This window comes from Taibaiella soli, from assembly GCF_003236175.1.
Lineage (GTDB): Bacteria > Bacteroidota > Bacteroidia > Chitinophagales > Chitinophagaceae > QKTW01.
In genome coordinates this window covers 53,196-76,904 of record NZ_QKTW01000027.1, presented here as the reverse complement: position 1 = coordinate 76,904, position 23,709 = coordinate 53,196, and the positions used below count along the sequence as shown (strand labels likewise).

At 42.9% G+C, this 23,709-nt stretch carries 20 protein-coding genes and 1 tRNA gene; 11 read left to right on the top strand and 10 right to left on the bottom strand.

Annotated elements, in window-relative coordinates; translation table 11 throughout:
• Nucleotides 1-8: 8 nt before the first annotated feature.
• A complete protein-coding gene (locus DN068_RS20160) occupies nt 9-1,982 on the bottom strand; it encodes an LTA synthase family protein (RefSeq protein WP_111000752.1) in 1,974 nt (657 codons plus the stop codon).
• A gap of 127 nt (nt 1,983-2,109) precedes the next feature.
• Here DN068_RS20160 and DN068_RS20155 point away from each other — a divergent pair, with 127 nt between their 5' ends.
• The 6 genes from DN068_RS20155 to coaE all read left to right on the top strand — a co-directional run bounded on the left by DN068_RS20155 (nt 2,110) and on the right by coaE (nt 6,770).
• Entirely contained in the window at nt 2,110-3,192 is a 1,083-nt protein-coding gene (locus DN068_RS20155) for a glycosyltransferase family protein (RefSeq protein WP_111000751.1), read from the top strand.
• A 230-nt stretch (nt 3,193-3,422) separates the two neighbouring features.
• Nucleotides 3,423-3,938, top strand: coding sequence for a hypothetical protein (locus DN068_RS20150; protein ID WP_111000750.1), 516 nt, complete (start codon nt 3,423-3,425; stop codon nt 3,936-3,938).
• Between the two features lie 346 nt (nt 3,939-4,284).
• On the top strand, nt 4,285-5,274 hold the full coding sequence (nusB, locus tag DN068_RS20140) for a transcription antitermination factor NusB (protein WP_243630346.1): 990 nt from the start codon (nt 4,285-4,287) through the stop codon (nt 5,272-5,274).
• A 12-nt stretch (nt 5,275-5,286) separates the two neighbouring features.
• Nucleotides 5,287-5,781: a DUF1573 domain-containing protein gene (locus tag DN068_RS20135; protein WP_111000747.1), complete on the top strand. Its 495-nt coding sequence runs from the start codon at nt 5,287-5,289 to the stop codon at nt 5,779-5,781.
• 25 nt (nt 5,782-5,806) lie between these two features.
• Nucleotides 5,807-6,148 carry a preprotein translocase subunit YajC gene (gene yajC / locus DN068_RS20130; RefSeq protein WP_111000746.1) on the top strand — a complete coding sequence of 114 codons (342 nt, stop codon included), beginning with the start codon at nt 5,807-5,809 and terminating at the stop codon, nt 6,146-6,148.
• Between the two features lie 28 nt (nt 6,149-6,176).
• Nucleotides 6,177-6,770, top strand: coding sequence for a dephospho-CoA kinase (gene coaE, locus DN068_RS20125; RefSeq protein WP_111000745.1), 594 nt, complete (start codon nt 6,177-6,179; stop codon nt 6,768-6,770).
• 125 nt (nt 6,771-6,895) lie between these two features.
• On the opposite strand, the gene DN068_RS20120 is transcribed toward coaE, so the two are convergent.
• From DN068_RS20120 to DN068_RS20110, 3 genes are all read right to left on the bottom strand, one after another.
• The gene (locus DN068_RS20120; protein WP_111000744.1) at nt 6,896-8,485 is read right to left on the bottom strand and encodes a T9SS type A sorting domain-containing protein; all 1,590 of its coding nucleotides are present in this window, start codon (nt 8,483-8,485) and stop codon (nt 6,896-6,898) included.
• Nucleotides 8,486-8,689: 204 nt separating this feature from the next.
• A complete protein-coding gene (locus DN068_RS20115) occupies nt 8,690-10,264 on the bottom strand; it encodes a T9SS type A sorting domain-containing protein (RefSeq protein WP_165836471.1) in 1,575 nt (524 codons plus the stop codon).
• A gap of 318 nt (nt 10,265-10,582) precedes the next feature.
• Nucleotides 10,583-13,168: a M1 family metallopeptidase gene (locus tag DN068_RS20110; RefSeq protein WP_111000742.1), complete on the bottom strand. Its 2,586-nt coding sequence runs from the start codon at nt 13,166-13,168 to the stop codon at nt 10,583-10,585.
• A 212-nt stretch (nt 13,169-13,380) separates the two neighbouring features.
• Here DN068_RS20110 and DN068_RS20105 point away from each other — a divergent pair, with 212 nt between their 5' ends.
• From DN068_RS20105 to DN068_RS20090, 4 genes are all read left to right on the top strand, one after another.
• Complete coding sequence (locus tag DN068_RS20105; protein WP_111000741.1) at nt 13,381-13,881, top strand: biotin/lipoyl-containing protein; 501 nt, start codon at nt 13,381-13,383, stop codon at nt 13,879-13,881.
• Between the two features lies 1 nt (nt 13,882).
• Entirely contained in the window at nt 13,883-14,950 is a 1,068-nt protein-coding gene (locus tag DN068_RS20100; RefSeq protein WP_111000740.1) for a DUF4476 domain-containing protein, read from the top strand.
• A 182-nt stretch (nt 14,951-15,132) separates the two neighbouring features.
• Nucleotides 15,133-15,654: a hypothetical protein gene (locus DN068_RS20095; protein WP_123985425.1), complete on the top strand. Its 522-nt coding sequence runs from the start codon at nt 15,133-15,135 to the stop codon at nt 15,652-15,654.
• Nucleotides 15,655-15,788: 134 nt separating this feature from the next.
• Nucleotides 15,789-16,772, top strand: coding sequence for a pyruvate dehydrogenase complex E1 component subunit beta (locus DN068_RS20090; RefSeq protein ID WP_111000738.1), 984 nt, complete (start codon nt 15,789-15,791; stop codon nt 16,770-16,772).
• Between the two features lie 188 nt (nt 16,773-16,960).
• On the opposite strand, the gene DN068_RS20085 is transcribed toward DN068_RS20090, so the two are convergent.
• The 6 genes from DN068_RS20085 to DN068_RS20060 all read right to left on the bottom strand — a co-directional run bounded on the left by DN068_RS20085 (nt 16,961) and on the right by DN068_RS20060 (nt 23,224).
• Nucleotides 16,961-17,794 (bottom strand): hypothetical protein, encoded by an 834-nt coding sequence (locus DN068_RS20085; protein WP_111000737.1) that lies wholly within the window; start codon nt 17,792-17,794, stop codon nt 16,961-16,963.
• A gap of 238 nt (nt 17,795-18,032) precedes the next feature.
• Nucleotides 18,033-18,944, bottom strand: coding sequence for a gliding motility-associated ABC transporter ATP-binding subunit GldA (gldA, locus tag DN068_RS20080; RefSeq protein WP_111000736.1), 912 nt, complete (start codon nt 18,942-18,944; stop codon nt 18,033-18,035).
• Nucleotides 18,945-19,041: 97 nt separating this feature from the next.
• Nucleotides 19,042-19,557 (bottom strand): hypothetical protein, encoded by a 516-nt coding sequence (locus tag DN068_RS20075; protein ID WP_111000735.1) that lies wholly within the window; start codon nt 19,555-19,557, stop codon nt 19,042-19,044.
• Nucleotides 19,558-19,622: 65 nt separating this feature from the next.
• On the bottom strand, nt 19,623-20,657 hold the full coding sequence (gene thiL, locus DN068_RS20070; RefSeq protein WP_111000734.1) for a thiamine-phosphate kinase: 1,035 nt from the start codon (nt 20,655-20,657) through the stop codon (nt 19,623-19,625).
• A gap of 338 nt (nt 20,658-20,995) precedes the next feature.
• On the bottom strand, nt 20,996-21,775 hold the full coding sequence (locus DN068_RS20065; protein ID WP_111000733.1) for an inositol monophosphatase family protein: 780 nt from the start codon (nt 21,773-21,775) through the stop codon (nt 20,996-20,998).
• Nucleotides 21,776-21,778: 3 nt separating this feature from the next.
• Entirely contained in the window at nt 21,779-23,224 is a 1,446-nt protein-coding gene (locus DN068_RS20060; protein ID WP_111000732.1) for a TolC family protein, read from the bottom strand.
• 271 nt (nt 23,225-23,495) lie between these two features.
• Between DN068_RS20060 and DN068_RS20055 the strand changes: the two genes are divergently transcribed.
• Nucleotides 23,496-23,567: transfer RNA gene (locus DN068_RS20055), tRNA-Met, on the top strand.
• Nucleotides 23,568-23,709: the final 142 nt, after the last annotated feature.

Below are 23,709 nucleotides of genomic sequence, written 5' to 3'. Positions count from 1 at the left end.
CTTTTAGGCTATTTGGTTTTCCCGTTATTGATCATCCATTGCGAAGTCTGCAGCCATGCAAACGCTACGTGGCGCATACTGTCCGTCAGCTTCGGATATTGCGCGCTGATATCTTTCACGTCATTATTACGATAGCGGTACAGTCCTTCGTTAGCATCTTCGCGATAGATGTAAAGGAGGCTGTCATTCATACAGGAAAGCTTTTCGTCCGAAGAAAATACGATATACGGACGTTTATCCTGAAGCAGATTAATACCAAATGTATTATTGATAAAATCCGGAATTACCTGACTTGCTACTGTCGGGAAAACATCGGTCTGAAGACCCAGTGTTTTGATCGCGCGCGGCTGCGTACCATTCGCGCCCGGCGCAAATACCAGGAACGGAATATGATGATAACTAAATGCCACATCATATGCGTTCGGACCAATATAGCCACCATGATCTGCGACGAAAACAAAAACTGTATTATTGTACCACGGCTCTTTTGAGGCGAATTCTATAAACTTCCGGATTGACCAGTCGGCATATTCTACGATCTGCTTAGACTTCTCTTTATTGTGCGGCGTAAATCCCTGATCAGTGGGCACCACAAACGGATCATGATCGGAAGCGGTCATCAAAGCGGCGAAGAAAGGACCTTTGGCGGCCTGATCACTCAACTTCGGCACTGCATATTTAAACAAGTACTCGTCGGTAACGCCAAGTGTGCTTCTTACCTCTGCAGATGGATAATCTTTTTGACCAAATACCGTTTTTACTTCATTTGCCAGCATAAAGCCCGACATATTATCAAACAGTTCATCATGCGTTGTAAAGAAGTTTGTTTGATAACCCAGCTTATTCAACGTATTTGGAAAACCAGCCATACGCGGGACAGTCACATGATCCATCGTATGTTTTTTCATCAAAGCCGGATGAGCAAATAAGGTAGTATAAATGCCATTATAAGTATGCATGCCTGCACTGAAAACGCTATCGAAAGACCAGCATTGCGTAGCGAGACTATCGAGGAATGGTGTCATGTTATCAGGATTTCCGAAACGGCCCATTTTTGCTGCCGACATACTTTCCATAATCACCACAACAACATTGCGTCCTTTAAAAACAGGATCAGTGTGCTGCATACGCGCAATCGGCGAAACATACTGTAACATCGGATCACCACCCAACAACTGATGCATAGTGGTCAATGCATCGCCATCTTTAAGCCAATGCAATTCTTTATTCTCCGGATTCTGGCTATCCAGCCAGCTGCGCATGAGTGTAAAAACAGGATTCAGCCCCAGCTGATTGATAAAAGGATAATCGGAAAAATAAGCGGTGCCCGGAATAATGGGAGATTTTTCTTCTGCACGGCCACGAATACCTAAAAACACAAAACCAAATAACAGCAGAATAGAAGGCCCGAACACAAAATATTGTTTCTTTTTCATTTCATCAGCCAGTGTCGGTAACGCTAACTGATGTTGTTTACGGATTCTTCTCAGAAAATAGAGAAAAATGGCGCTGAAGCCGCCAAGCACGAAAAAGAAGCCAAAATATTTGGGATCCTGAAAGATCATTTTAATGCCCCAGGCCGCATGACCATTCCAGTTGAAAATGGTATTATTGAGACGGCTAAAGAAATGATTGAAAAACGGAATATCGAAACAGCAGATTACAAAAGCGCTGATGAAAAGCAGGCCGATAAAAAAATAAATAAGCCGGAGCACAAAAAGCGGAAACCGTTTAAGTAAGAAGAATACAGTGGTCAGAAAAACCGGAATGGCCATAATATAGCAGGCAATCACAGTGTCAAACCGGATACCCATGCCAAAGGCTTCGCCCAGCAAGAACCATTTATTCTTGGTAATGTATTGCAGTTCCGAAATATTCAACAAAACCAACAACAGGCGGAAAGCAGCGAAAAATATTATTCCCAACAAATAAACCTGGAAGAGACTTTTGAGATTTTGCCAGGCTTTTTGTGTATAAGACATTATTTAAATTTTGCGCCAAAGTTAATTTATTATTAAGTCATACTAGTTTAATTCTGCCGTAAAAAGGTGAGCTTCATCATTCTTAACGGTTCTTTGATATTTTTCAACGGACTTGTACTTTTGGCAGATGACTCACAACAAGGCGGCTTTAATAGAAATAGACGGCTCACACGATGAATGTTTGTACAGCCAGCTTTTGTTTTTAAAACGGGGAAATTATCACGTTACCCTTATCTGTTCGGAAAATCTGCGCAAACAGGTAGCTGATTTTGGTATCGCCGATGAAGTGCTTTTCTTTCCTTTTGATCATCAGTCGCACTTACAGAAGCTGAAACTGCTCTGGAAAATCCGTAATCATATCGCCGGCAACCAGATCGGTACAGTCGTTCTCAATTCGTTGCACGGCCGCACCATCCGAGATTTTACGATGTTGCCGTTTCCGAAGAAAACCGTTTTTGCCGGAACTCTGCACGGCATTAATAAACTCAAAGGCAGCCTTACGCAACGCATCATGAGCACGCGCGTGCGCCGCCAGTTTTTGCTGAACGATTATCTGGTCGATAACCTGAAGCTGGTTCCGAATCATGGCATCCGTTTTAAAAGCTACTACTCTATTTTCTTTCCGGAATTTGCCGGCGCACCTGCCATTGAAAAACCGAAAGATCAATGCTGGATTGCGATTCCTGGTCAGGTAGAAAATAAACGACGCGATTATGAAACGCTAATCCGCACTTTTGCCGCATTAGCCGAAAAACCGAATTATCGATTTCTATTGCTTGGAAATAGCAAACATAAACACGCTAATGGCGACGAACTGAAAGCACTTGCGAAAGAACTGGACGTAGAACGTTATTTTATTTTCTGGGACAGTTTTGTGGACAATGCACTTTTTCATGCCTATCTGAAAGTCTGTGATATTGTGGCACCATTGATCCATCCGGGCAACGATGGCTTTATGAAATACAAAATTTACCAGATCAGTGGTGCATATAATATGGCGTTTGCTTACAAAAAGCCCTTGCTGATGTTGGAAGACTTTAAGGAATACCAGGATTTTCAGGAAAACGCTGTTTTCTATTCTCTGGAGCACTTTTCAAATGTGCTGCAACATTTGCCGGAGGCGATAGAAAAACTAAAACCACAAATGTATCAGCAGCCAAAATGGTCGCTGGAAGCGCAAACGGAATCTTATCTTCGATTTATAAATTAAAAGTCAAAATTAAAAAGTCAAAAATACCCCCAAAGAGTAGGTTTTCTCAAACCACATAACGAGAGAGATGCCGTCAGTATTTGTTTTTGACTTAAAATAAAAAAGCCTCAAACTTACGCTTGAGGCTATGTGACAATAAGATACGGAATTATCATTGTCATCTCGAGGTTTGGCACCGGTGCGAAATTACCATAATTTTTTGCAGATTTGCAGCAGATTTCAAGTAAAATATGTTCCGCGAGACTCAGAAATTCCGTCAGCCCTGGCTTTGGCTCATTATCATGTTTATAGCATTAGGCCTTTTGTGGCCTGTGTATTCGCACATAATTACCGGCGCACAGCCAGGTAAGCAACCAATGCCGATGTGGGTTTCCATTATACTTATTATCACGACACTGGGCGGTATATTACTAATGTATTCGGCCCGGATGGACGTAGAAATTGATGAAGAAGGCATTACGTTCAGCTTTTTCCCGCTGGTTGGTAAAAAGAAAATGCTCTGGTCGCAGGTAGAGAACGTCTACGTACGTGAATACAACGCAATACTGGAATATGGTGGTTGGGGCATCCGCTATTCCATGGGCAAAAGAAAAGGCCGCGCACTGTGTGTTTCCGGCAAAATGGGCATTCAAATAATTGGTAAAGACGAAAAGAAATTACTGCTGGGCACCCAAAAAGCTCAGGAAGCAAGCGTTATTCTGTCAAAACTCGCCAAACAGCGAATTGTCAAAAATGTGGCAGAATAGTTGATTGGTGGAGTTTTAGTTAGTAATGTATATTCGCAAGCGGCTTAAAACGTGTAATTCTTGTGCTTATTTGTTTTTCTTCAATCGGCCGAAGAGCAGGACCAATGCGAGTAAACTGATAAAGGCACCGGCAGAAGATACCCAAACGATTAACTTTGCGTTGGGTACACTACGGAAAACGGCGACATTAAAAAGGCATATAAGAAATATGACAATCACTGCTAAATAGCTGTTCTTAAGTTTTTTATCGTTTGTTTCCCTTTGCGATTGTGTCATTTACCTGAGTAATTATTATTAATAAACTGGGCGTTAAGATAAAACTAATTTTACCTTAAATGCGCAAAAATTGACACAAAACATTATCTTTGCGCCGCTAAAAACAGGTTCTTTACGTATTATGATAAGCCGCAGAAATATCCGGGTGAAGGTGATGCAGACATTGTACACGCTCGCTACCATGGAACCCGGAGAACAGGAATTGAACAAGAGAATTGGTTCTAATATTCTGAATGATAAGCTTGCCCGCTCTTTAGATCTTTTTACTACTACTATTTTATATGTAACACGCGTAGCGCAATATTCCGAAACGGACGCATTGCAGCGTGCATCAAAATACCTGCCAACTTCAGAAGATAAATCTGTAAGTACTAAGATCGCCGGCAATGAATACCTGTGGCAAATCCTCTCTAACGCTACTTTTGTAAGTAAAGTAAAAGACGCCAGCCTCGAAACGTTTGTGGACGAAGAATGGATCAAGAAATTGTACCAGCAGCTCGCCAAAACAGACGAGTACCTGGATTATATAGCAGTACAGCAACGGAATCCAAAAACAGAGAAAGCGATTATTCAGCACATCTGGGAAAACCTGATGCTGAACAATGAAGCATTGCTTGAGTTTTTCTCTGAAGAACTGAACGGATGGGAAGACGACAAGGAAATGACTTTTATGTTGATGGAAAACTTTTTCAAGAACAACACTAAAGTAAACTTCCTGAATCTGATCTCTGGCGAAAAACGTGAATACGCGCATGAACTGCTGCATACTGTAATGGACAAAGAAGATTACTGCATGGAGCTGATTCAGCCGAAACTGATCAACTGGGACGCTGAACGTGTTGCCCTGATCGATTTGTTGCTGCTGCGTATGGGTGTTTGCGAACTGCTTTACTTCCCTACTATTCCTACTAAAGTAACGATCAACGAATACATCGAAGTTGCCAAAATGTACAGCACGCCTCAAAGCGGTCAGTTTGTAAACGGCGTACTTGATAATATTCTGAAAGATCTTGAAAAAGAAAATCTTATCCGTAAGCAGGAACGTGTTCGTAAACCATAACTTTGCCACACGATGAAACTGATCAAAAACATTCTTCTGGTAACTTTTGCAACAGGCGCGCTCGCTGCTTGTAATTCGGGCAAAAACACAAACGACGATATGCAGAATAAAAACCTGCTGTCGACCGACCTGGTTCACAACCCGCATTCAGCAGACGGTACCGATTCCAAAACGATGGAAGAAATGCCAACGATGGATTTTGTGGATACTTTTCATAATTTCGGCACCGTTCATGAAGGAGAGATCGTAGAATATGATTTCGCTTTTAAAAATAATGGCAAATCCCCTTTGATTATTGCCGGCGCTATGGGCTCTTGCGGCTGTACGGTTCCGGAATATCCGAGAGAGCCAATACAACCGGGCCAGCCAGGCGTAATGAAAGTAAAATTCAACACGGCAGGAAAACCAAACCATCAGGAGAAAACGGTTACAATTAATACAAATGGGAAACGCGGTACGCTCATGCTTTATATTAAAGCGGAAGTAATACCGGCAGAAAATAATTAATTAAACTTCACAATTAAAATTAGATATGTTCGTAAATCTGACTGTTTTATTGCAAGGTCAACCAAGCGCAATGCCTTCTTTGTTTATTATGATCGGTATGATCGTGGTGATGTACTTCTTCATGATCCGTCCGCAAGCTAAACGTGCTAAAGAAGCGAAAAAATTCGCTGAAGGCACTAACGTTGGCGATAAAATCGTAACAACTGCAGGTATCCACGCTACCATCAACCGTATCAACGACGACGGTACACTGAAAATCGAAGTAGGTAACAATAGCTTCATGACTATCGAACGTTCTGCGGTTTCTATGGAAATGACAGCTGCTGCCCGTAAGAAAGCAGAAGGCGTTCCAGCTACAACTAAATAATCTTTTCAAGATCTAAACCATAAGAATCATGCTTAAAGTAGGTGTTACAGGCGGCATTGGTTCGGGAAAATCTACAGTATGCCAAGTGTTCCGTACACTTGGCATTCCTGTTTTTAATGCCGACGATGCAGCCAAATGGCTGATGGAAAACGATGCAAAACTCATATCTGATATCAAAGCATTGTTTGGCGAAGCTGCCTATGAAAACAGCAAGCTCAATCGTCCGTTTATCGCATCGGTGGCATTCAATGACCGTAAAAAGCTACAGGCATTAAACGCACTCACACATCCAGCTACTATCGCCTACGGCAAACGTTGGATGGAAATACAAACTACTCCATATGCTATTAAAGAAGCGGCGCTTTTCTTCGAAAGTGGCAGCGATAAGGAAGTAGACATTATGATTGGTGTGTACGCGCCGCAGGAGGTGCGCATTGCACGCGCCATGAAAAGGGATAACATCTCCCATGAACAAGTTTTGGAACGACTTTCCAAACAAATGAACGAAGAGGAGAAAATGAGTCGCTGTCGGTATGTAATTACGAACGATGATACCGTGGCGGTGATACCGCAAGTACTGGAACTACATACCTCGCTTATTCAATTGGCAGCTGAGAGTTGACAGTTGACAGTTGACAGTTGACAGTTGACAGTTTGGTGAAATGTGAAATGTCAAATGTCAATATTATTTGGTATAAAATTCCTACAATAATGGTCAGACGACTTTGAGTCGTCCGACCATTATTGTTAATTGATCACAATCTTGAACGTTCTTTCTTCCCTACCTGTTCTTACATTTACAAAATACATTCCAGAAGCGAGGCTGCCGGTCTGCAAAACAAACTGACGATTGCTTTTAGTAAATGGAACAGCTATTTTCTTTCCAGAGAGATCAAACAATTGTACCGAAGCTTTTGAAATATCATAGGCAGCGTCAACAGTAATGATGTCTTGTGTGATCGTTGGATAAACACGAAGGCCTGATTCTTTGTTCAGGTTGGCGACACCGGTGTTTACGTCCTTCTTCAGTTTAACAATCCAGGTACCACCATTAGGCAAGGTTGAAACCACATCTCCGTTATGAGAATTCGTTCCGCCAGCAAATATATACGAACTGTCACTAAGTTGATATGCATCGCCCGCCCCATCTCCGAGACTACCGCCATACATCTGATGCCACGCAATAGCACCTGTGTCATTTACCTTGATCACCAGCGCATCGGTATAAGCCCCATGATTGCCCACCGCGTCGAAATCATCTGAATTCGCTGATCCGAAAAACATATAGCCACCTTCTTTACTTTTTACGATGGCATCGAAATCATCATCTTTAGTACCGCCATATGTTTTCTGCCAGAGGATTTTGCCGGTATCGTTCGTACGAATTGCCCACATGTCATAACCACCGTAGTTGGACGATACATCCAAATCATCTGAGGTAGTTTTTGCACCGAGCAGATAGCCGCCATCGGGGTCCTGAAAGATCAGTTGAGGTATTTGAAAGACGGAACCTCCATAGTTTTTAGTCCAAAGGATATTTCCCGCAGTATCCATTTTCTGAAGAAATATAGCATCGTGACCATTTACGGGAGCAGTTACATCACTGTTCATCGCGCCTACTTTGCCCGCCAGAATAAAATTGGAATCTGGTGTTTGCTGAATGACGAAATAATTATCGGCGCCACTGCTGCCATAGGTTTTCTCCCAAAGCAAATTGCCAGAAGTATCCAGTTTAATAATCCAGGCATCGCACGGACCACCTTTGCTATTGGTAAGATCGCCATCGACAGTACCACTGTTTTGTCCACCGGCAAAGCCAACTACAAAATAACCATTCTTCGTTTCAGCAACATCCCAAGCGAAATCAAAATCAGCAGTGCCATAAGTTTTCTGCCAAAGTATGCTACCGTTTCTACTGAATTTTACAATCCAGAAATCGTCATGCCCCCTCTTGATATTGGCACCAATAACGGATCTGGTAGAACCCACAGCAATGTAGCCGCCATCCGAAGTTTGTTTTATTTTAACGAAAGCATCAGCGGAATCGCCACCGGCAGTGGCCGACCATATTTTATTGCCCAGACTATCCAACTTAACGACCCATCCGTCCATGAAGCCAGAGTAATGACCTGTATATTCGCAGGAGTCCCCTGCCTGACCAGCTATTACATAATATCCTTCGTCATCGATAATAAAACTTGTACCCAATTCAATCCCCATGCACCCAATTGTTTTTTGCCAGGCGATACCTAATGGTTGCGCGTTTATTTTCGGAATAGAAAAACAGCAGCACGCGATCAGCGTTGTTGCGAAAAGTATAGATGATCTGAAATTCATTTGAAGCGTTTTGCTAGTTATTCAATCATACTCCGATTCAATTTAATGCACCACCTTAAACGTTCTATATCCTGCTGTTCGACATGTTGCCGAAGGTGCATGTCGAACTATAGATACTGTGGATTTATAATCCGCGTCATACAACTGCTTGATGAAGGATACGCCCGAATGGTCAGACGACTTTGAGTCGTCCGACCATTATTGTCAATTGATCACAATCTTGAACGTTCTTTCTTCCCTACCTGTTCTTACGTTTACAAAATACATTCCAGAAGCGAGGCTGCCGGTCTGCAATACAAATTGACGACCAGTCTTAGTCATTGGCAGACTTATTTTCTTTCCGGAGAGATCAAACAATTGTACAGTAGCTTTTGAAATATCATAGGCAGCTTCAACAGTTACGATATCTTGTGCCATTGTCGGATAAACGCGTATACCGAATTCTTTATTCAGATTGGAAACACCGGTATTGATAATTTTGTTGCCTAAACGCATCAACCAGGCGTCATTAGCACCATAATTTACTGGAACATCTCCATCACTGGAATTGCTGGCGCTTACCGCAAGATATGAGCTATCGGAAAGCTGATGTATATCGCAAGGCGTTTCGCTGGCACTGCCTCCGTACATCTGATTCCATTCTACCACACCGTTATCATCTACTTTAATAGCGAAGGCATCCAGAGCGCCATGGTTTGTTGTATTTGCCACATCGGTTGAGCTTGACGCGCCGATCAACAAATAACCGCCTTCCATACTTTTAGTGAACGATACAAAATTATCGGCATTGTTTCCACCATAGCTTTTCTGCCAGATGATCTTCCCTGTGTCGTCCGTTCTGATGGCCCACATATCATAATTCCCATAGTTAACCGACACATCAAAATCATTTGAGTTTGTCGAAGCGCCGAGCAAATAACCGCCATCCGGAGTTTGTAAAACGGAATAGATCGATTGACTGCCTGATCCGCCATAAGTCTTACTCCATAAAATCTGCCCTGTAGGATTTATTTTCACCAACCATGCTCCATTACCGCCGTGTAGTGGGGTTACTACATCGCTATCCATTGCACTAACCGTCCCAGTAACCACAAAATTCGAATCGGTCGTCTGCAGAATACTGGTCAGACCATCTGACATACTACTGCCATACGTTTTCTCCCATAAAAGATTCCCCAGCGTATCCAGTTTAATGACCCAACCGTCAGAACCCAACCCCTTGTAGCCAGTCACATCACCATCGTCGGGTACATTGCCCGAGTGCCCGGCTATGCCAGCTATCATAAAACCGTCTTCAGTTGCTACAACATCACTCGCCCAATCTGCCGCGGAACTACCATAATATTTTTCCCAAAGCATGTTGCCATTACGCTCAAATTTCACAATCCAGAAATCATAATCCTGTGCTGTACCCGGAGCGCCAAAACCTACAGCTATATAGCCGCCGTCCGGTGTTTGCCGAACTTTATTAAAGGCATGCGTACCAAAACCACCGGGCGCAGCAGACCATATTTTGTTGCCACCGCTATCCAGTTTAATAATCCATGCGCTATTGAGGCTGGTTAAGGGTCCTGTAAATTCGCAGGAGTCACTCGCACTTCCGGCTACGATATAATCGCCTTGATCGTCAACAATAAATGATCTTGGCGTTTCATTACCACTGCAGCCGATTACTTTTTGCCAGGCGATGGGCAGTGCCTGCGCGTTTGTTTTTGAGTTGCCGAAGCTAAGAAGTGATAGCGAAGCCGCTATCGACAGAGTAAAGGTTTTGAGGGTCATATCGAAAAGGTTTGATATTAAATTAATACACATTCCGGAAAGGAGAAAGCATTAGACCTGAGAAAATAAAATATTTACAAACGCGTGATAAAGAGTCCCCTTAAGATGCGACCAAAAAGTCTGTACTTTTTCTCCAAATCATACGGAAGAGTTAGTCAACTTCTGTACAGGACTTGCACAAATCCTGTACAGAAATGGAACAAGTCCTGTACAGGATTTAGAGAGTGGTCAGACGACCAGGAATCGACCGGCCATAAAAAAGCTCGTCTCCACAGAATTGCGGAGACGAGCTTTTTTAATCAATGAACTTACTGGTATCTAAGAATTGTCTTTCATCTGCTTTTCCAGTGCTTTTTTCGCATCAGCATCTGTTTCTGCATCGATCATACGTTGCTCCTGTACTTTTACCAGATCAAGACGCTTTTGCGCATTGTCCGCTTTTCCGATTTTATCTTTATAATATTTACCCACCATAAAAATATTATTGCTCAGGTAACCTTTGTAAGAAGAAATCGCTTCCTGTACACAGAGATCACCCAACATTTTAATGCCTTTCTCGAAAGCATCTTCTTCTTTCACGTTCTTCAGGTAAGTAACCAGACTGGTTGCGTATTCAAACTTACGAGTACCGCTCACAGAAGTCGATTGTGTGGCGAAGAAATCAATATCGCTGCCATTGGCTTTGTCGCCGATAATTTTGAAAATCGCAGAACGCAGGGTGCTTTGCGGATCCGTATGCATCAGGTTTTTCGCCAGAATATAAGCAGTGTCTTTGTCGAACGCGTTTACACCAGCCAATGCTTCACCTGCAACAAAATAAGAACTGTCATTTACCGCGTGGATCATATCAGGTTTCGCCTGATTTACTTTCCATGCAGACAATACTGTAAATGCTGCTGCGCGAACGTTGTTATTGTTATCATTTACCGCCATCTGCATTACTTGTGAACGCCATCTGTCGATCCATTTATTATTGTTGGAAACCGCCAGCAGGTTCAATGCATATTTTCGTATCAGTTTACTTTTATCGTTCAATGCAAGATCAAACAACGCTGTGGTACTGCTGTCATCCACTTTGTAGGAGTTTTTCAGCGCACGTTGTTTATTGATATAATCAGCGGTGTTTTTGAATTGTGCCAGCCATTGCGCAGGAAGTTTGTGTTCTACAATTTCGCCCGGCAGCCAATGTTCTGCATCTGGTACAAATACTGGTTTCACACCATTCTGATAAGGATAAGAAAATACTTCTTTCTTGTCTTTAACCGTCCAGTCAATTACCGACACATTATTGCCATAAATTACGACAGCTTTGAGCGGCATTTTATAAGGCTTGTTTTGGCTGTCTGCCTGTTTTTGCACAACAGTTACTTCCAGTTTATTGGCAGAGTCATTGTATGTATAACTGATATCCAGTTTCGGGTGACCAGCTTTCAGATACCATTGATTAAAGAACCAGTTCCAGTCTTCACCACTCGCCTCTTCCACAGCTAAACGCCAGTTAGTTGCTTCTGCCGGACGCAATGCATTTTTCGTCAGATAGATTTTCATGGCTTTGTAGAAAGTAGAATCACCAAGCAATGCATTCAGATAATGCAGCGTAGCGCCGCCTTTCTCATAAGAGATACGATCAAAAAGATCTTCTTTATCACGGTAGTAAAAACGAACCAGAGTTGGATCGTTGTAAGCCGACGCATCCAGGTATTTGTTCAAATCGGCCAGTGCGAGCTGATCCGCCCATTCTTTGCCATATTTATGTTTACGCCAGAGGTATTCGCCATAGTTGGCAAATGATTCGTTGACCGTAACGTTTGACCACGACTCTGCAGTAACATAATCGCCAAACCATTGGTGAAACAATTCATGCGATACTACGTCTTCATAATTATTATCCGCAATTTCACGCGCGTTTTGGTTTACAAATTCGCCGAACAAGCTGGCAGTTGTATTTTCCATCGCACCAGAAACATAATCGCGCGCAATAACCTGGTCATATTTATTCCAGGGATAAGGAACGCCGGTGATGTCAGAGAAGAAACCAATCATTTCAGGCGTGTTGTTGAAGATCAGTTTTGCGGAAGGCGCATATTTTTCTTCTACATAATAATTTACTTCCTTGCCTTTCCACTCATCTTTTACAATCGCGTATTTACCGATGGCAAACATTGCAGCATACACCTGAATCGGCATATCCATCCGCCATACATCGGTGCGCATGCCGTTGGCTTTGCTGGTTTGCACGACTGCACCGTTGCTCAAAGTCTGGAAACTATCCGGAACGGAAAGTTCAATCTGGAAAGTAGAACGTTGGTTTGGTTTATCGAAAGTCACCATCCAATGTGAGTTGGCTTCGGTTTCACCTTGTGTCCAGATCTGCGTTGGTTTGTTTGGTGTTTTATAATCAGTATTGATAAAATACAATCCGCGATCTTCTGTAATCGCTGCACTACCGCCTTCTTTTGCTTCGTAAGGCATCGCTGTGTAACGAATATATAACTGCACGGAATCGCGGGAGGTGTATGTTCTGTCCAGTTTCAGACGCAGTTGATCGTTTGCATACTGAAAAGGAATCTGCTTCATGGTGATACCTTTTACGATGCACACGCTGTCGATCTTCATCGTTTTAGCATCAAGCAAAATGGTATCCTGTGCATAGTTGTAAGGATGCATGGTGATCCATTCGCGGCCATTTGCCGTCTTTTCCTTAAAATTGAAACTGAGTGCGACGCGGGTATTGGCAATCTGCCAGCGTATTGGCGAAGCAGCTCTGTAAATATCCAGCGGATTATTCTTTGCACTAACCGTGAGCGTATCCATCACGATATTCTGGGTAACAACTTTTTTGGAAGGACCACAACTAAACAAAAGCGCTGTGCTTATTCCTAAAATCGGGAGCGTGTATTTCATAAATAATAACTGCTGCTTGCAGTAAAAAAATGATTGATCATGCGAAAGTAGTTTTTTTGGGTGCAATTAGTAAACTAAGCGGTAAGGGAAAAAGAGGGTTAATTCAATGTGCCCGAATGTGATTTTAATGTGATAAANNTTTATCACATTAAAATCACATTTCCCACATCAAATACATTGACTATTTTTGTGAGCTTAAACACATCAGCATCATGCTGCAGATTACTATTAATGACAAGAACGGATTTGCCGTTGCAAAGGAAGAAACAAACTGGACGATCAACGAACAGGCTGCGGAACTGGATATTCAACATCAGCCAAACGGACTGATCAGCATATTGTACAACGGTGGCAGTTATACGGCGATGGTTGAAAATGTGGACCTTAAAAACAAAGAATTGTCGCTCCGTATTGACGGACAAATATATAAAGTGGCGGTAAAAGAGCCGATCGATCAACTGCTCACGAGCATGGGTCTGGATCTGAAAGCCATGCAGAAAATAGAACCTGTCAAAGCGCCAATGCCGGGCATGGTACTGAAAGTATTGGTAGAACCGGGCCAGCAGATCAATAAAGGTGACGGCCTGCTGATTCTGGAAGCAATGAAAATGGAAAACGTGCTGAAGGCTACTGCGCCCGCTACAGTAAAGGCGATCAAAGTAAATGAACGTACCGCTGTAGAAAAAGGTGCGATTCTTATAGAAATGGAATAATATGCTGAAAACCTTCCTAAGCAAACAATTGCTTTTTTTGCTCGTGTTTGCTTTTTCCATCACTGAACTAGCGGCACAGTCGTACTCCTATATATATATACAGGGCGATAAACAAACGCCTTTCTATGTAAAGCTGGAGGGCGAAATGTTGCCGCGCTATGGCAAAAACTACTGCATTATACCAAAGCTGGTTGCCGGCGAGGTAAATATTGACATTCTTTTTCAGCAAAACGCTTATCCGGCGCAGCATTTTATTGTACAGGTTCCCGAAAACGGTTATCGTGGTTTTATGCTGACGCAACGAAATGGCCAGTTTGCATTATATGATCTGCAACAGCAGTTTTATCTGCAGGCCGGCAATGCCGCAACCGACGATCATGCACCTTTATTTAATGCAGGACAAACGCCAACGCCGCCGCCACCGAATGTGGTAGCAGCCGCCGCGGTTCCTGTGGCAACGGTACCTTCCGAACCTGCACCAGCAGCAAATGATACACCGCAACCCGCAAAAGCAACGCAATCAACAACAGCGGCAACACAAACGAAACCAGCAAACGACGGGCAGCCGAAGTTTCTGGATAATATAGAACTGAGCAACGACCATAACACAGCAGGCAACGTGGCGACGGCAGTTGTAGCCGGTGCCGCAGTTGTGGGTACCGTTGCAAAGCCGGCATCCGAAAACAACGCAGACGACAATAAAGACAATGCAAGTACACCGGCAACGGCAGCTCCCGCAGCTACGGACAATGCACCCAAAGCCGCAATTGTCAATAGCGACTGTCCTGATCCAATCTCCGATGCTACATTTGATGCGATTTACCAAAAAGTGATGGCACAGAGTTCGGAAGAAGCGCGCCTCGGTTATTTGAACCAACAGATCGGTGGTTGCTTCAACACAAAACAGGTAGGAGCATTCGCAAAAACGATGGACAGCGATGCGGCACGCTATACCCTGCTTAAAAAATTGTATCCACGCACTACAGATCAGGCCAATTATGGCAATCTTGATGCTTTATTTACCGATCCACAGTGGAAAGCCTATTTTCAGCAACTGGTAAAACGATAGATTGAATGTGTTTGATGTGGGCAATGTGATGAATGTGTGCCCACACTTAAATACATAAATGAGATGATGTGATGAATGTGGGAAATGTGATGAATGTGCTAGTTTTAAAAACACAATAATCACCCCCATTAAAAACACATTCACCATATTAAACACATTAAAGCACATTCCTGTATAAGAATATGAGAAATACCTTTTTATTACTTTCTTTCACCTTGGTATTTGCTTCTTGCGGCGATCAGAAAAGAGATCTGATCACCAGAAAATGGCAGGCTATCAGTCTGGAAAACGAGACGCTCGATAAGGACATGGCGGAGAAACAGCAGTTTATGGATACTGTGGGACAGCATACGACGCCGGAGATGAACATGGCATTGTATGGCGTTCCGAATACAGACACGATCAAAACCATATTGCGTGCACAGATGGATGAAGCAAAAATGGTACAGCAATATACTTTAGAACATACCATATTTGAATTCAGACCAGATAAAGTAGCAGTACTAAGCTTTGGTAGCAATCCCGACTCGGCAAATTGGTATTTTGATGACGAAGGAGCGTTGATACTGGATGACATGGCCATGAAAGGCGCTGGCGACAAAACAAAAATGGATATTGTGACGCTGAATGATACCTTATTGAAATTAAAATATACCGAAGATGGAATTACCAGCACAGCAACTTTCAAACCGATGAAAAAATAAAGCTGATTGCTTATCTTTGGTCGCCTTTTGTAACATCGTTAAGTTGTTCATACGCAAAGTTGACTTTACAAATTTGCAACCAGCCGACTTTACAAGAACCAAAAAAATAAACACAAACAAACTAAAAAGAAAATATGCGTACAATAGCTTTTCGTCAGGCCTTGCGTGAAGCAATGGAAGAAGAAATGCGCCGTGATCCGAATGTATTTCTGATGGGTGAAGAAGTGGCTCAGTACAATGGTGCTTATAAAGTAAGTCAGGGTATGCTTGATGAATTTGGCGCCAAAAGAATTATCGATACTCCAATCGCAGAACTTGGTTTTGCTGCTATCGGCGTAGGCGCGGCTTCTAACGGCCTCCGTCCGATTGTTGAGTTTATGACCTGGAACTTTGCCGTACTGGCACTGGATCAGATTCTGAACCACGCTGCAAAAATGCTTTCTATGAGCGGTGGCCAGTTTAGCTGTCCGATCGTTTTCCGCGGTCCGAACGGGTCTGCAGGTCAGCTGGGTGCACAACACTCTCAGGCTTTCGAAAACTGGTATGCAAACATTCCGGGCATCAAAGTAGTTTCTGTTTCTAATCCATACGATGCAAAAGGTTTGCTGAAATCTGCCATCCGCGATGCTGATCCGGTAGTTTTCATGGAAAGTGAAGTAATGTATGGCGATATGGGCGAAGTTCCTGAAGAGGAATATCTGATCCCGATCGGTAAAGCAGATATCAAACGCGCTGGTACTGATGTAACAATCGTGTCTTACAACAAGATGATGAAAGTTGCATTGGGCGCTGCTGAAGAACTGGCGAAAGATGGCATTAGTGCCGAGGTAATTGATCTCCGTACCATCCGTCCGCTGGATTGGCAGACAATCGTTGAATCTGTGAAGAAAACAAACCGCCTGGTAATTGTTGAAGAACAATGGCCAATGGCAAGCATTTCTTCTGAAATCAGCTACCGTGTACAGAAAGAAGCATTCGACTATCTCGATGCTCCAATTCGTCGTATCACTTCTGCAGATACAAACATGCACTACGCGCCAACACTCGTAGCAGCTTATCTGCCGGATGTACCACGCACTGTAAGCCTGGTGAAAGAAGTAATGTACATGAAGAAATAAGTTTTCTCAGAATAATTGAAAAGCCTCGCAATGCGAGGCTTTTTTGTTATAAGTTCTAAGTTGTACGTCTTAAGTTGTAACTTAGAAAGTTTATCTGTTTTGACCTTTGACCTTTGACCTTTGACCTTTGACCTTTGACCTTTGACCTTTGACCTTTGACCTTTGACCTTTGACCTTTGACTCCGGCCCTATTTTATATTATGCTCCCGGATAAAATCCTTCGTCACTTGCCACCAGGGCATTGATTCACTCCAATTGATGACGTTATTGTTGGCATCCCTATTCCCACTCCAAATGACGGCACCATCAGTTAAATTGTACAAAGTTTCCAGTTCAAATTTCCAGACCTTAGGATCTATAAATTGAATGCCCTTCGGAAATCCACCATGATATTGCGGCCAGATGTATGCATAGACAGGTTTGTCTGCACTGTATTTTTTTATTTCTTTAATCGTTGCCGTCACCGCTTCTTTCCAGGAAATCGTATCATCTGTATACGTATAACATGCCGGGAAAAAAACATCAACTTTATCGGCAATCGGTTTCAGTTTCAGGTTTGTATTGAGCCAATTGCTGTAATCCGAATTTTCGGTATAGCGCATCTTCCGCCATTTATGAATGATATTTTCTGGCACCACCCCATAAAACCCAAGCGGCGCATTTGGATTGGCCTGTTTAAATGTATGAATCGCCTGTTCATACTTCCTGATCGTTTCGTCCATATCGCCAGACGCGAAAGACCAGGATTCAATATCTAACGTAACCGGTACTCCGCGCTCCGATTTTAGTGCCGCCTTGCGAATACTATCATCGTTCGGCTGCTTGCTCCCGTCTAGCAGATGCACCTCATAGAAAAGATTCAGTTTGTGTACCGATTGACTCGTCAGATCCGGCGTATTGCGATAATGGATCGCGTTGAAGAGTGTAAACTTCTTTTGTGCCTTGCTGTTGGTCCCCGTCAAAAAGCAAGTGGCGAGGCATAAAGCTGCCTTGCACATCGGTTTGAAATGTTGCAATGTCATTGTGAAAACAGTTTGATTTTTTAGCTGCTTTACGGTTCAATAAATGGAAGGGAAATTTATAGTGCGCTCTCTACTTCGAATGTAGTGCAAAGTTTTTGAGTTGTACGTTATTAGTTATGAGTAAACGTTATAAATTTTAAACCAGAAAAGACTCAAATAAAAAACGGTCAGACGACATTGAGCCATCTGACCGTTTCTATTATATCAAAGCAGCTTTATATCCGCCACCTTTTATTTACTACTTTATCGTCAATGAGCGGAATACTTCTTCCAGACTTTGTGTTTCTTCATGCAGCGAACGGATATTGATATCGTTCTGCAGCGCCCATTGCATTACTTCTTTACGCAGTACATCTGGTTTTGAAGTAAAGAATTTCCAACTATTTTGCCCCATTGATTCGGCACGGCCAATATTTTTCAATTGTTTGAACATCGCCACATCGATATTCTTTTCGAACGTTACAATTAACGCATCTTGAACAGAATGTCCCTGCTGGAGATTGGCGATAGAATCATCTGCCACTACTTTACCGCTGCTGATGATGATGACACGGCTACACATGGCCTGAACTTCCTGCATAATATGCGTAGAGAGTAAAACCGTCTTTTCCTTACCGATATTAATGATCAGATCGCGGATCTCAACGATCTGATTCGGATCGAGGCCTGAAGTCGGCTCATCCAGAATCAGCACTTCCGGATCGTGGAGCATGGCTTGTGCCAGGCCAACACGCTGTTTATAACCTTTAGATAATGCACCGATCTTTTTGTGTGCTTCCTTGCTCAGACCAGTCATAGAAATCATTTCTTCGATGCGGTCTTTTGCTTTATTACCCAGCTTGTGAATATTGGCACTGAATTCGAGGTATTCACGCACATACATGTCAAAATACAGCGGATTTGCCTCCGGCAAATAACCGAGGCGCTTACGCACTTCCATTGGTGATTGCTGAATATCAAAACCACATACGGAAGCAGTACCATCAGTCGGCGGCAGATAGCCAGTAATCATTTTCATGGTTGTGGATTTACCGGCACCGTTCGGGCCCAGAAAACCAACAATTTCGCCTTTTTTCAGTTCGAAGGAAATATGATCTACCGCAGTTTGCGTTCCGTAAATTTTGGTAAGTGAAGATACCTTAATGGACATGGCGCAAATCTACTGAATTTGGGCGCTTATTCTAGCGGTTCAGGCATAAAAAAAGCCGGACTTGACTGTCCGGCTGCAAAATATATTTAGTTGATATTTATGGCTGTGTTTGTGTAAAACCGATAAAATTACAAACGTTCTGCTTATTGGCTGCTACGTCATAAATCTGTTGGTCGTAAACGGTGATTTTTTTAGCATTACCATCTATTACAGCATTCACATAACGGGCAGTATTATTTCCTGTCTGAGCCGGGAACGTAATATCATTATCGGCTACGGTACCATACAGCGTATCTGTAATATTGCTCATTTTCACTAAACCTACTGTATTTGGCATTGTTTTCAGGAAAACAACCACTGTATCTACCAGACTTGGCAACGCATTACATCTTGAGTTGCCATAATAGGTACCTGTAAAACGATCTACGGTTCTTGTTTCGCACTGTGCGCCTTCAAATCCAGTCGGACAACGACAAAAACCGTCCGCGCAGGAACCACCGTTTTTACAGGTAAGATCTGTACAGCTATCTTTTTCGCAGGCAGTGTATAATACGGTGCTGGCGATACCGACAAAGGAGCAAGCAGTTATCAATGTATGTTTCCAAAATTTCATCCGGGCGAATAATTTAAGCCTAAAATAGAAAAAAATATTAAAGATGCATAATGCTCAAAGTTTTTTTATCCTTTGAGCGCATTCCAACCTTGTGCATGCAATTCATGCTTGCGGCCCTGACGTGTAATCAGATGCAATCCTTCTGAAGCTTCGGTAACGTAGCCGATTACACTTATCTTTTCACTCAATGTGATTTTTTCATATTCGCTTTGCGGAACGGTAAACAGCAGTTCATAATCTTCGCCGCCGCTCAATGCACAAGTTGTCGCATCGATTTCAAATTCCATCGCGACTTCTTTGGTCTCGGTATGGATTGGAAGTTTCTCGTCATAAACCACAGCGCCAACCTCACTTTTCTGGCAAATATGTTTCAGCTCTGAGCTTAGTCCGTCACTGATATCTATCATGGAAGTCGGTACAATTTCTTTTTCTGCCAGCCATTGAATAATATCCAAACGGGCTTCCGGCTTCAGCAAACGGCCAACAATGTAAGCTCTGTTTTCCAAATCAGGCTGTACAGCCGGACTTTCGAGGAAGATTTTCTTTTCGCGTTCCAGCATCTGCAGCCCTAAATAAGAACCACCGAGATCGCCGGAAACACAGATCAGATCACCTTTTTTAGCACCGCTACGGGTTACGAATTTATCTGGCGCGACTTCACCAATCGCAGTTATACTGATTACAAAACCTTTTAAGGAACTGGAAGTATCACCGCCGATGAGATCCACATTGTATTTTTCGCAGGCAGCATATACGCCTTCGTAAAATTCATCGAGTGCTTCTACGGAAAAACGGTTAGAAATACCGATGCTGACTGTAATATGAGTTGGGATCGCATTCATCGCACATACGTCAGAAAGATTAACTACAACCGATTTATAGCCAAGATGACGCAATGGCGTATACATCAGATCAAAATGAACGCCTTCGAGCAATAAATCAGTAGTAATAACCGTCTGACGACCAAACTGATCAATCACAGCGGCATCATCACCTACACTCAAAATGGTGCCGGCGTTTCTTGTTTCATTGTTTTGCGTCAGATGATCTATCAGTCCAAACTCCCCTAATGACGATACTTCTGTTCTTTCTTCACTCATATATAAATGTCTTTGGTAAATGTAATGGCGCAAAGGTATTAATCAATTGACAGTTGACAATGGACTGTTGACAGTTTCCCACAGTTCGCAAGTCAAAATCATGAAAAGTCAAACGTCAAGATATCAAACCACAAACCGCGCCGCATTTGTCATGTTGAGCGTAGTTGAAGCATTATGCGATGGCCTGCTTTGTGGGTTCCCGGCACAAGTGGGTTTCTCGCAAAGGCACAAATAGGTCCTCTCACGGCGCACGCTAAGGCGCGACGGCGTTAACCCATTACCCTTTTTACGTATCAACGCATCAACCCTTTAACCTTTTAGCGTTTTAACCTATCGACCTACTCGTGGACGGTAATCAGGCGCAGCATTTCGTCGTGGATCAGCCCGTTTGTGGCCAACGTCTCTTTGTCGAAAACGCTATACTGTTCGCCCTGGAAATTGGTGATTTTTCCGCCTGCTTCCTGAACAATCAGATAACCCGCAGCTACATCCCATGAATTGAGATTGTATTCCCAAAAACCATCGAAACGGCCACAGGCAACCCAGCAGAGATCAATAGCTGCCGATCCGAGACGACGCACCGGAAGTCCTTGCATGATAAATCGCTCGAAAACGCGGATCGGATGTTCTTTAGAAACCGGCCATTTGTAAGGAAATCCTGTTACCAGGCAAGCTGTTTCAAAGTCTGATTTTTCAGAAACAGAAATTGGTTCATCATTTAAATAAGCGCCGTTGTCTTTCTCCGCAAAGAAAAATTCATCCATCATCGGATTATACACGACGCCGTAGAGCATTTCATTTTTGTAACGAACACCAATGCTCACACAACAGATTGGAATACCATGCGCAAAATTAACCGTACCATCTATCGGATCAATGATCCACTGATAGTCGGAATCCTGCATAAGCTCCCCTACTTCTTCGCTGATAATGCTATGATCGGGGAAATATTTTTTGATGATATCAATGATTACTTTCTCCGACAATTTATCAACCTCTGTAACCAGATTGTTGACGCTGTCCTTTTTTTCTATCCTGAAACTACCTTGAAAATATTCCAGTATAATGCTGCCTGCCGCATGTGCCGCTTCATTTAGTACGTCTCTAACCTCTGCCATAAATCATAATTTTAATTCTTTACCTAAATAATAATCGATCACCTTTAACCTGAAGATAAGATCATATTTCGCACTGAGCAAACTTGCATCCGCGCGATACTGGTTATTTTGAGTCGTCAGATACTCGATGGTATTAGTAAGACCGAGATCATAACGTTTCTGTGCAAAATCATAAGCTCGCTCAGCCGCATCTGCTGCATGTTTAGCCGCATAGTATTTAGAAACACTGTTGCGGGCATCATTGTAAGCCTTGTAAACATTCTGCTTTAAAGTAAGTTTTGCCTGATATTGATCGAGCTGTTTTGAAACCACATTTACCTGCGCCTGACGAACTGCATAACGCGATTGCCACGCATTGAAAATCGGCACATTCAGATTGAAAGAAAGAATCTGACGGAAGTTATTACTAAGCTGCTGGCCTAACCCAACATTATTGTAGTTGGCAATGTAAGTTGGCTGCAGTACAGGATTACGCGTGGTGCCATCGTAAACATAAGAACCGGTCGGTTGCTCACCAGTGATTGTAATACCACCAAGTTCTTTATAAGTACTCGCCCAGTTACTTTGCAGTTGCAGCGAACTGCTGATACTTGGGTACAAAGCGCCTTTTGATGCAGCCAGCCCTTTTTCCGCAGCATTCACTTTATACTGGCTGCTTTTGATGGAGCCGAAATGATCGCTCGCTACCGCATAGATCTGTTCCGGATCCATTTCTGTAAGGTGAATCTGATCAGCCACGCTGATATCTGGCGGTGTTATGCTGAACGGAACTGCGAAATCGAGATTCAGCAGCGCCTTAAGATCAAGAATAGAGGCATTATAATCCGCAATCGCTGAAATAAGATTAGAACTGTCTGTTGCCAATTGCGATTCCAGCTGCGCAACGTTCAGTTCCGGCACGCGGCCAGCATCTGCAAATTTGCGTGTCTGATCCAATTGCGCTTCTGAAAGTTCTACCTGTTTCTGGTTAACGTTGATCTGCTCCTGCGCCTGCAACGCGCGTAAAAAACCGGTTGCAACATTGAGCGACACATCGTCTTTTAACTGATCAAGATCCGCTTTGGCAGCTAAGGCCGAGAATTTGTTTTTAGCAATGGTATTTCTTGTTTGAAACCAGCCGAACATCAACAGATTGGCATTACCGCCTACGCCTATGAAATCATAATCACCATTCACGAACTGGTTGGTGGTAGGATCAATAGAACGACCCCAGCTGCGACCATACGAACCGGAAGCACTTGCTGAAGGTATCTGTGACAACTGACTCTGTTGTAAGGAAAGACGAGCTAAACGTTCATTTAAAACGTTCTGCTGAATGGAGATATTATTTTCGACCGCATACTGTACACAACGTTGTAAAGTCCAGTTATCATCTTTCTGGGCGAAAGCTGTATTTGAACCAAGCGCAGTTATCAAGCAAAGGGTGACGGCAGTTACGAAAAAACGCATACGACAAATGTAATAGTTTGCAAAGATTTAAAAAGTTTTCGGAAGTATTTGCCTGCATTTCTGTGCGTTCCGCTTCAACCGCTAAAAAAAAGTTACAATTTATTTTTTTTGACACATACGAGCTCACTATATAATTGCATTTCTTCCCCGAAAATGAGCGACATTATTCAGACACAAATAGGTCCCTATACGCAATTAAATACTATTGAAAATTAAATATTTAATAAGCCTTTGTTAAACCAAAAAACTCAACGTATATTTGTGTCCAGATCGCGAGATAGAGCAGCGGTAGCTCGTCGGGCTCATAACCCGAAGGTCACTGGTTCGATCCCAGTTCTCGCTACTTTTAAAAGACCAGATTTTATCTGGTCTTTTTTTTCAGGCTCGGTCGAGGTCAGGGATTAGAAAAAGACAATTGCTTTGCAATCTTAAGATTCATCCTTGGCAACAGATCAATACAGAGCACTCGTACAGTTTGTACAATG

What these genes read in the sequence shown, in the direction of transcription:
- DN068_RS20065 (WP_111000733.1), bottom strand. Translation starts at nt 21,775, where the DNA reads ATGGCAGAGGTTAGAGACGTACTAAATGAAGCGGCACATGCGGCAGGC.
- DN068_RS20155 (WP_111000751.1), top strand. Translation starts at nt 2,110, where the DNA reads ATGACTCACAACAAGGCGGCTTTAATAGAAATAGACGGCTCACACGAT.
- DN068_RS20085 (WP_111000737.1), bottom strand. Translation starts at nt 17,794, where the DNA reads ATGACATTGCAACATTTCAAACCGATGTGCAAGGCAGCTTTATGCCTC.
- DN068_RS20120 (WP_111000744.1), bottom strand. Translation starts at nt 8,485, where the DNA reads ATGAATTTCAGATCATCTATACTTTTCGCAACAACGCTGATCGCGTGC.
- DN068_RS20115 (WP_165836471.1), bottom strand. Translation starts at nt 10,264, where the DNA reads ATGACCCTCAAAACCTTTACTCTGTCGATAGCGGCTTCGCTATCACTT.
- DN068_RS20150 (WP_111000750.1), top strand. Translation starts at nt 3,423, where the DNA reads ATGTTCCGCGAGACTCAGAAATTCCGTCAGCCCTGGCTTTGGCTCATT.
- DN068_RS20075 (WP_111000735.1), bottom strand. Translation starts at nt 19,557, where the DNA reads ATGAAATTTTGGAAACATACATTGATAACTGCTTGCTCCTTTGTCGGT.
- coaE (WP_111000745.1), top strand. Translation starts at nt 6,177, where the DNA reads ATGCTTAAAGTAGGTGTTACAGGCGGCATTGGTTCGGGAAAATCTACA.
- yajC (WP_111000746.1), top strand. Translation starts at nt 5,807, where the DNA reads ATGTTCGTAAATCTGACTGTTTTATTGCAAGGTCAACCAAGCGCAATG.
- DN068_RS20090 (WP_111000738.1), top strand. Translation starts at nt 15,789, where the DNA reads ATGCGTACAATAGCTTTTCGTCAGGCCTTGCGTGAAGCAATGGAAGAA.
- DN068_RS20160 (WP_111000752.1), bottom strand. Translation starts at nt 1,982, where the DNA reads ATGTCTTATACACAAAAAGCCTGGCAAAATCTCAAAAGTCTCTTCCAG.
- DN068_RS20100 (WP_111000740.1), top strand. Translation starts at nt 13,883, where the DNA reads ATGCTGAAAACCTTCCTAAGCAAACAATTGCTTTTTTTGCTCGTGTTT.
- gldA (WP_111000736.1), bottom strand. Translation starts at nt 18,944, where the DNA reads ATGTCCATTAAGGTATCTTCACTTACCAAAATTTACGGAACGCAAACT.
- DN068_RS20060 (WP_111000732.1), bottom strand. Translation starts at nt 23,224, where the DNA reads ATGCGTTTTTTCGTAACTGCCGTCACCCTTTGCTTGATAACTGCGCTT.
- DN068_RS20110 (WP_111000742.1), bottom strand. Translation starts at nt 13,168, where the DNA reads ATGAAATACACGCTCCCGATTTTAGGAATAAGCACAGCGCTTTTGTTT.
- thiL (WP_111000734.1), bottom strand. Translation starts at nt 20,657, where the DNA reads ATGAGTGAAGAAAGAACAGAAGTATCGTCATTAGGGGAGTTTGGACTG.
- DN068_RS20135 (WP_111000747.1), top strand. Translation starts at nt 5,287, where the DNA reads ATGAAACTGATCAAAAACATTCTTCTGGTAACTTTTGCAACAGGCGCG.
- DN068_RS20095 (WP_123985425.1), top strand. Translation starts at nt 15,133, where the DNA reads ATGAGAAATACCTTTTTATTACTTTCTTTCACCTTGGTATTTGCTTCT.
- DN068_RS20105 (WP_111000741.1), top strand. Translation starts at nt 13,381, where the DNA reads ATGCTGCAGATTACTATTAATGACAAGAACGGATTTGCCGTTGCAAAG.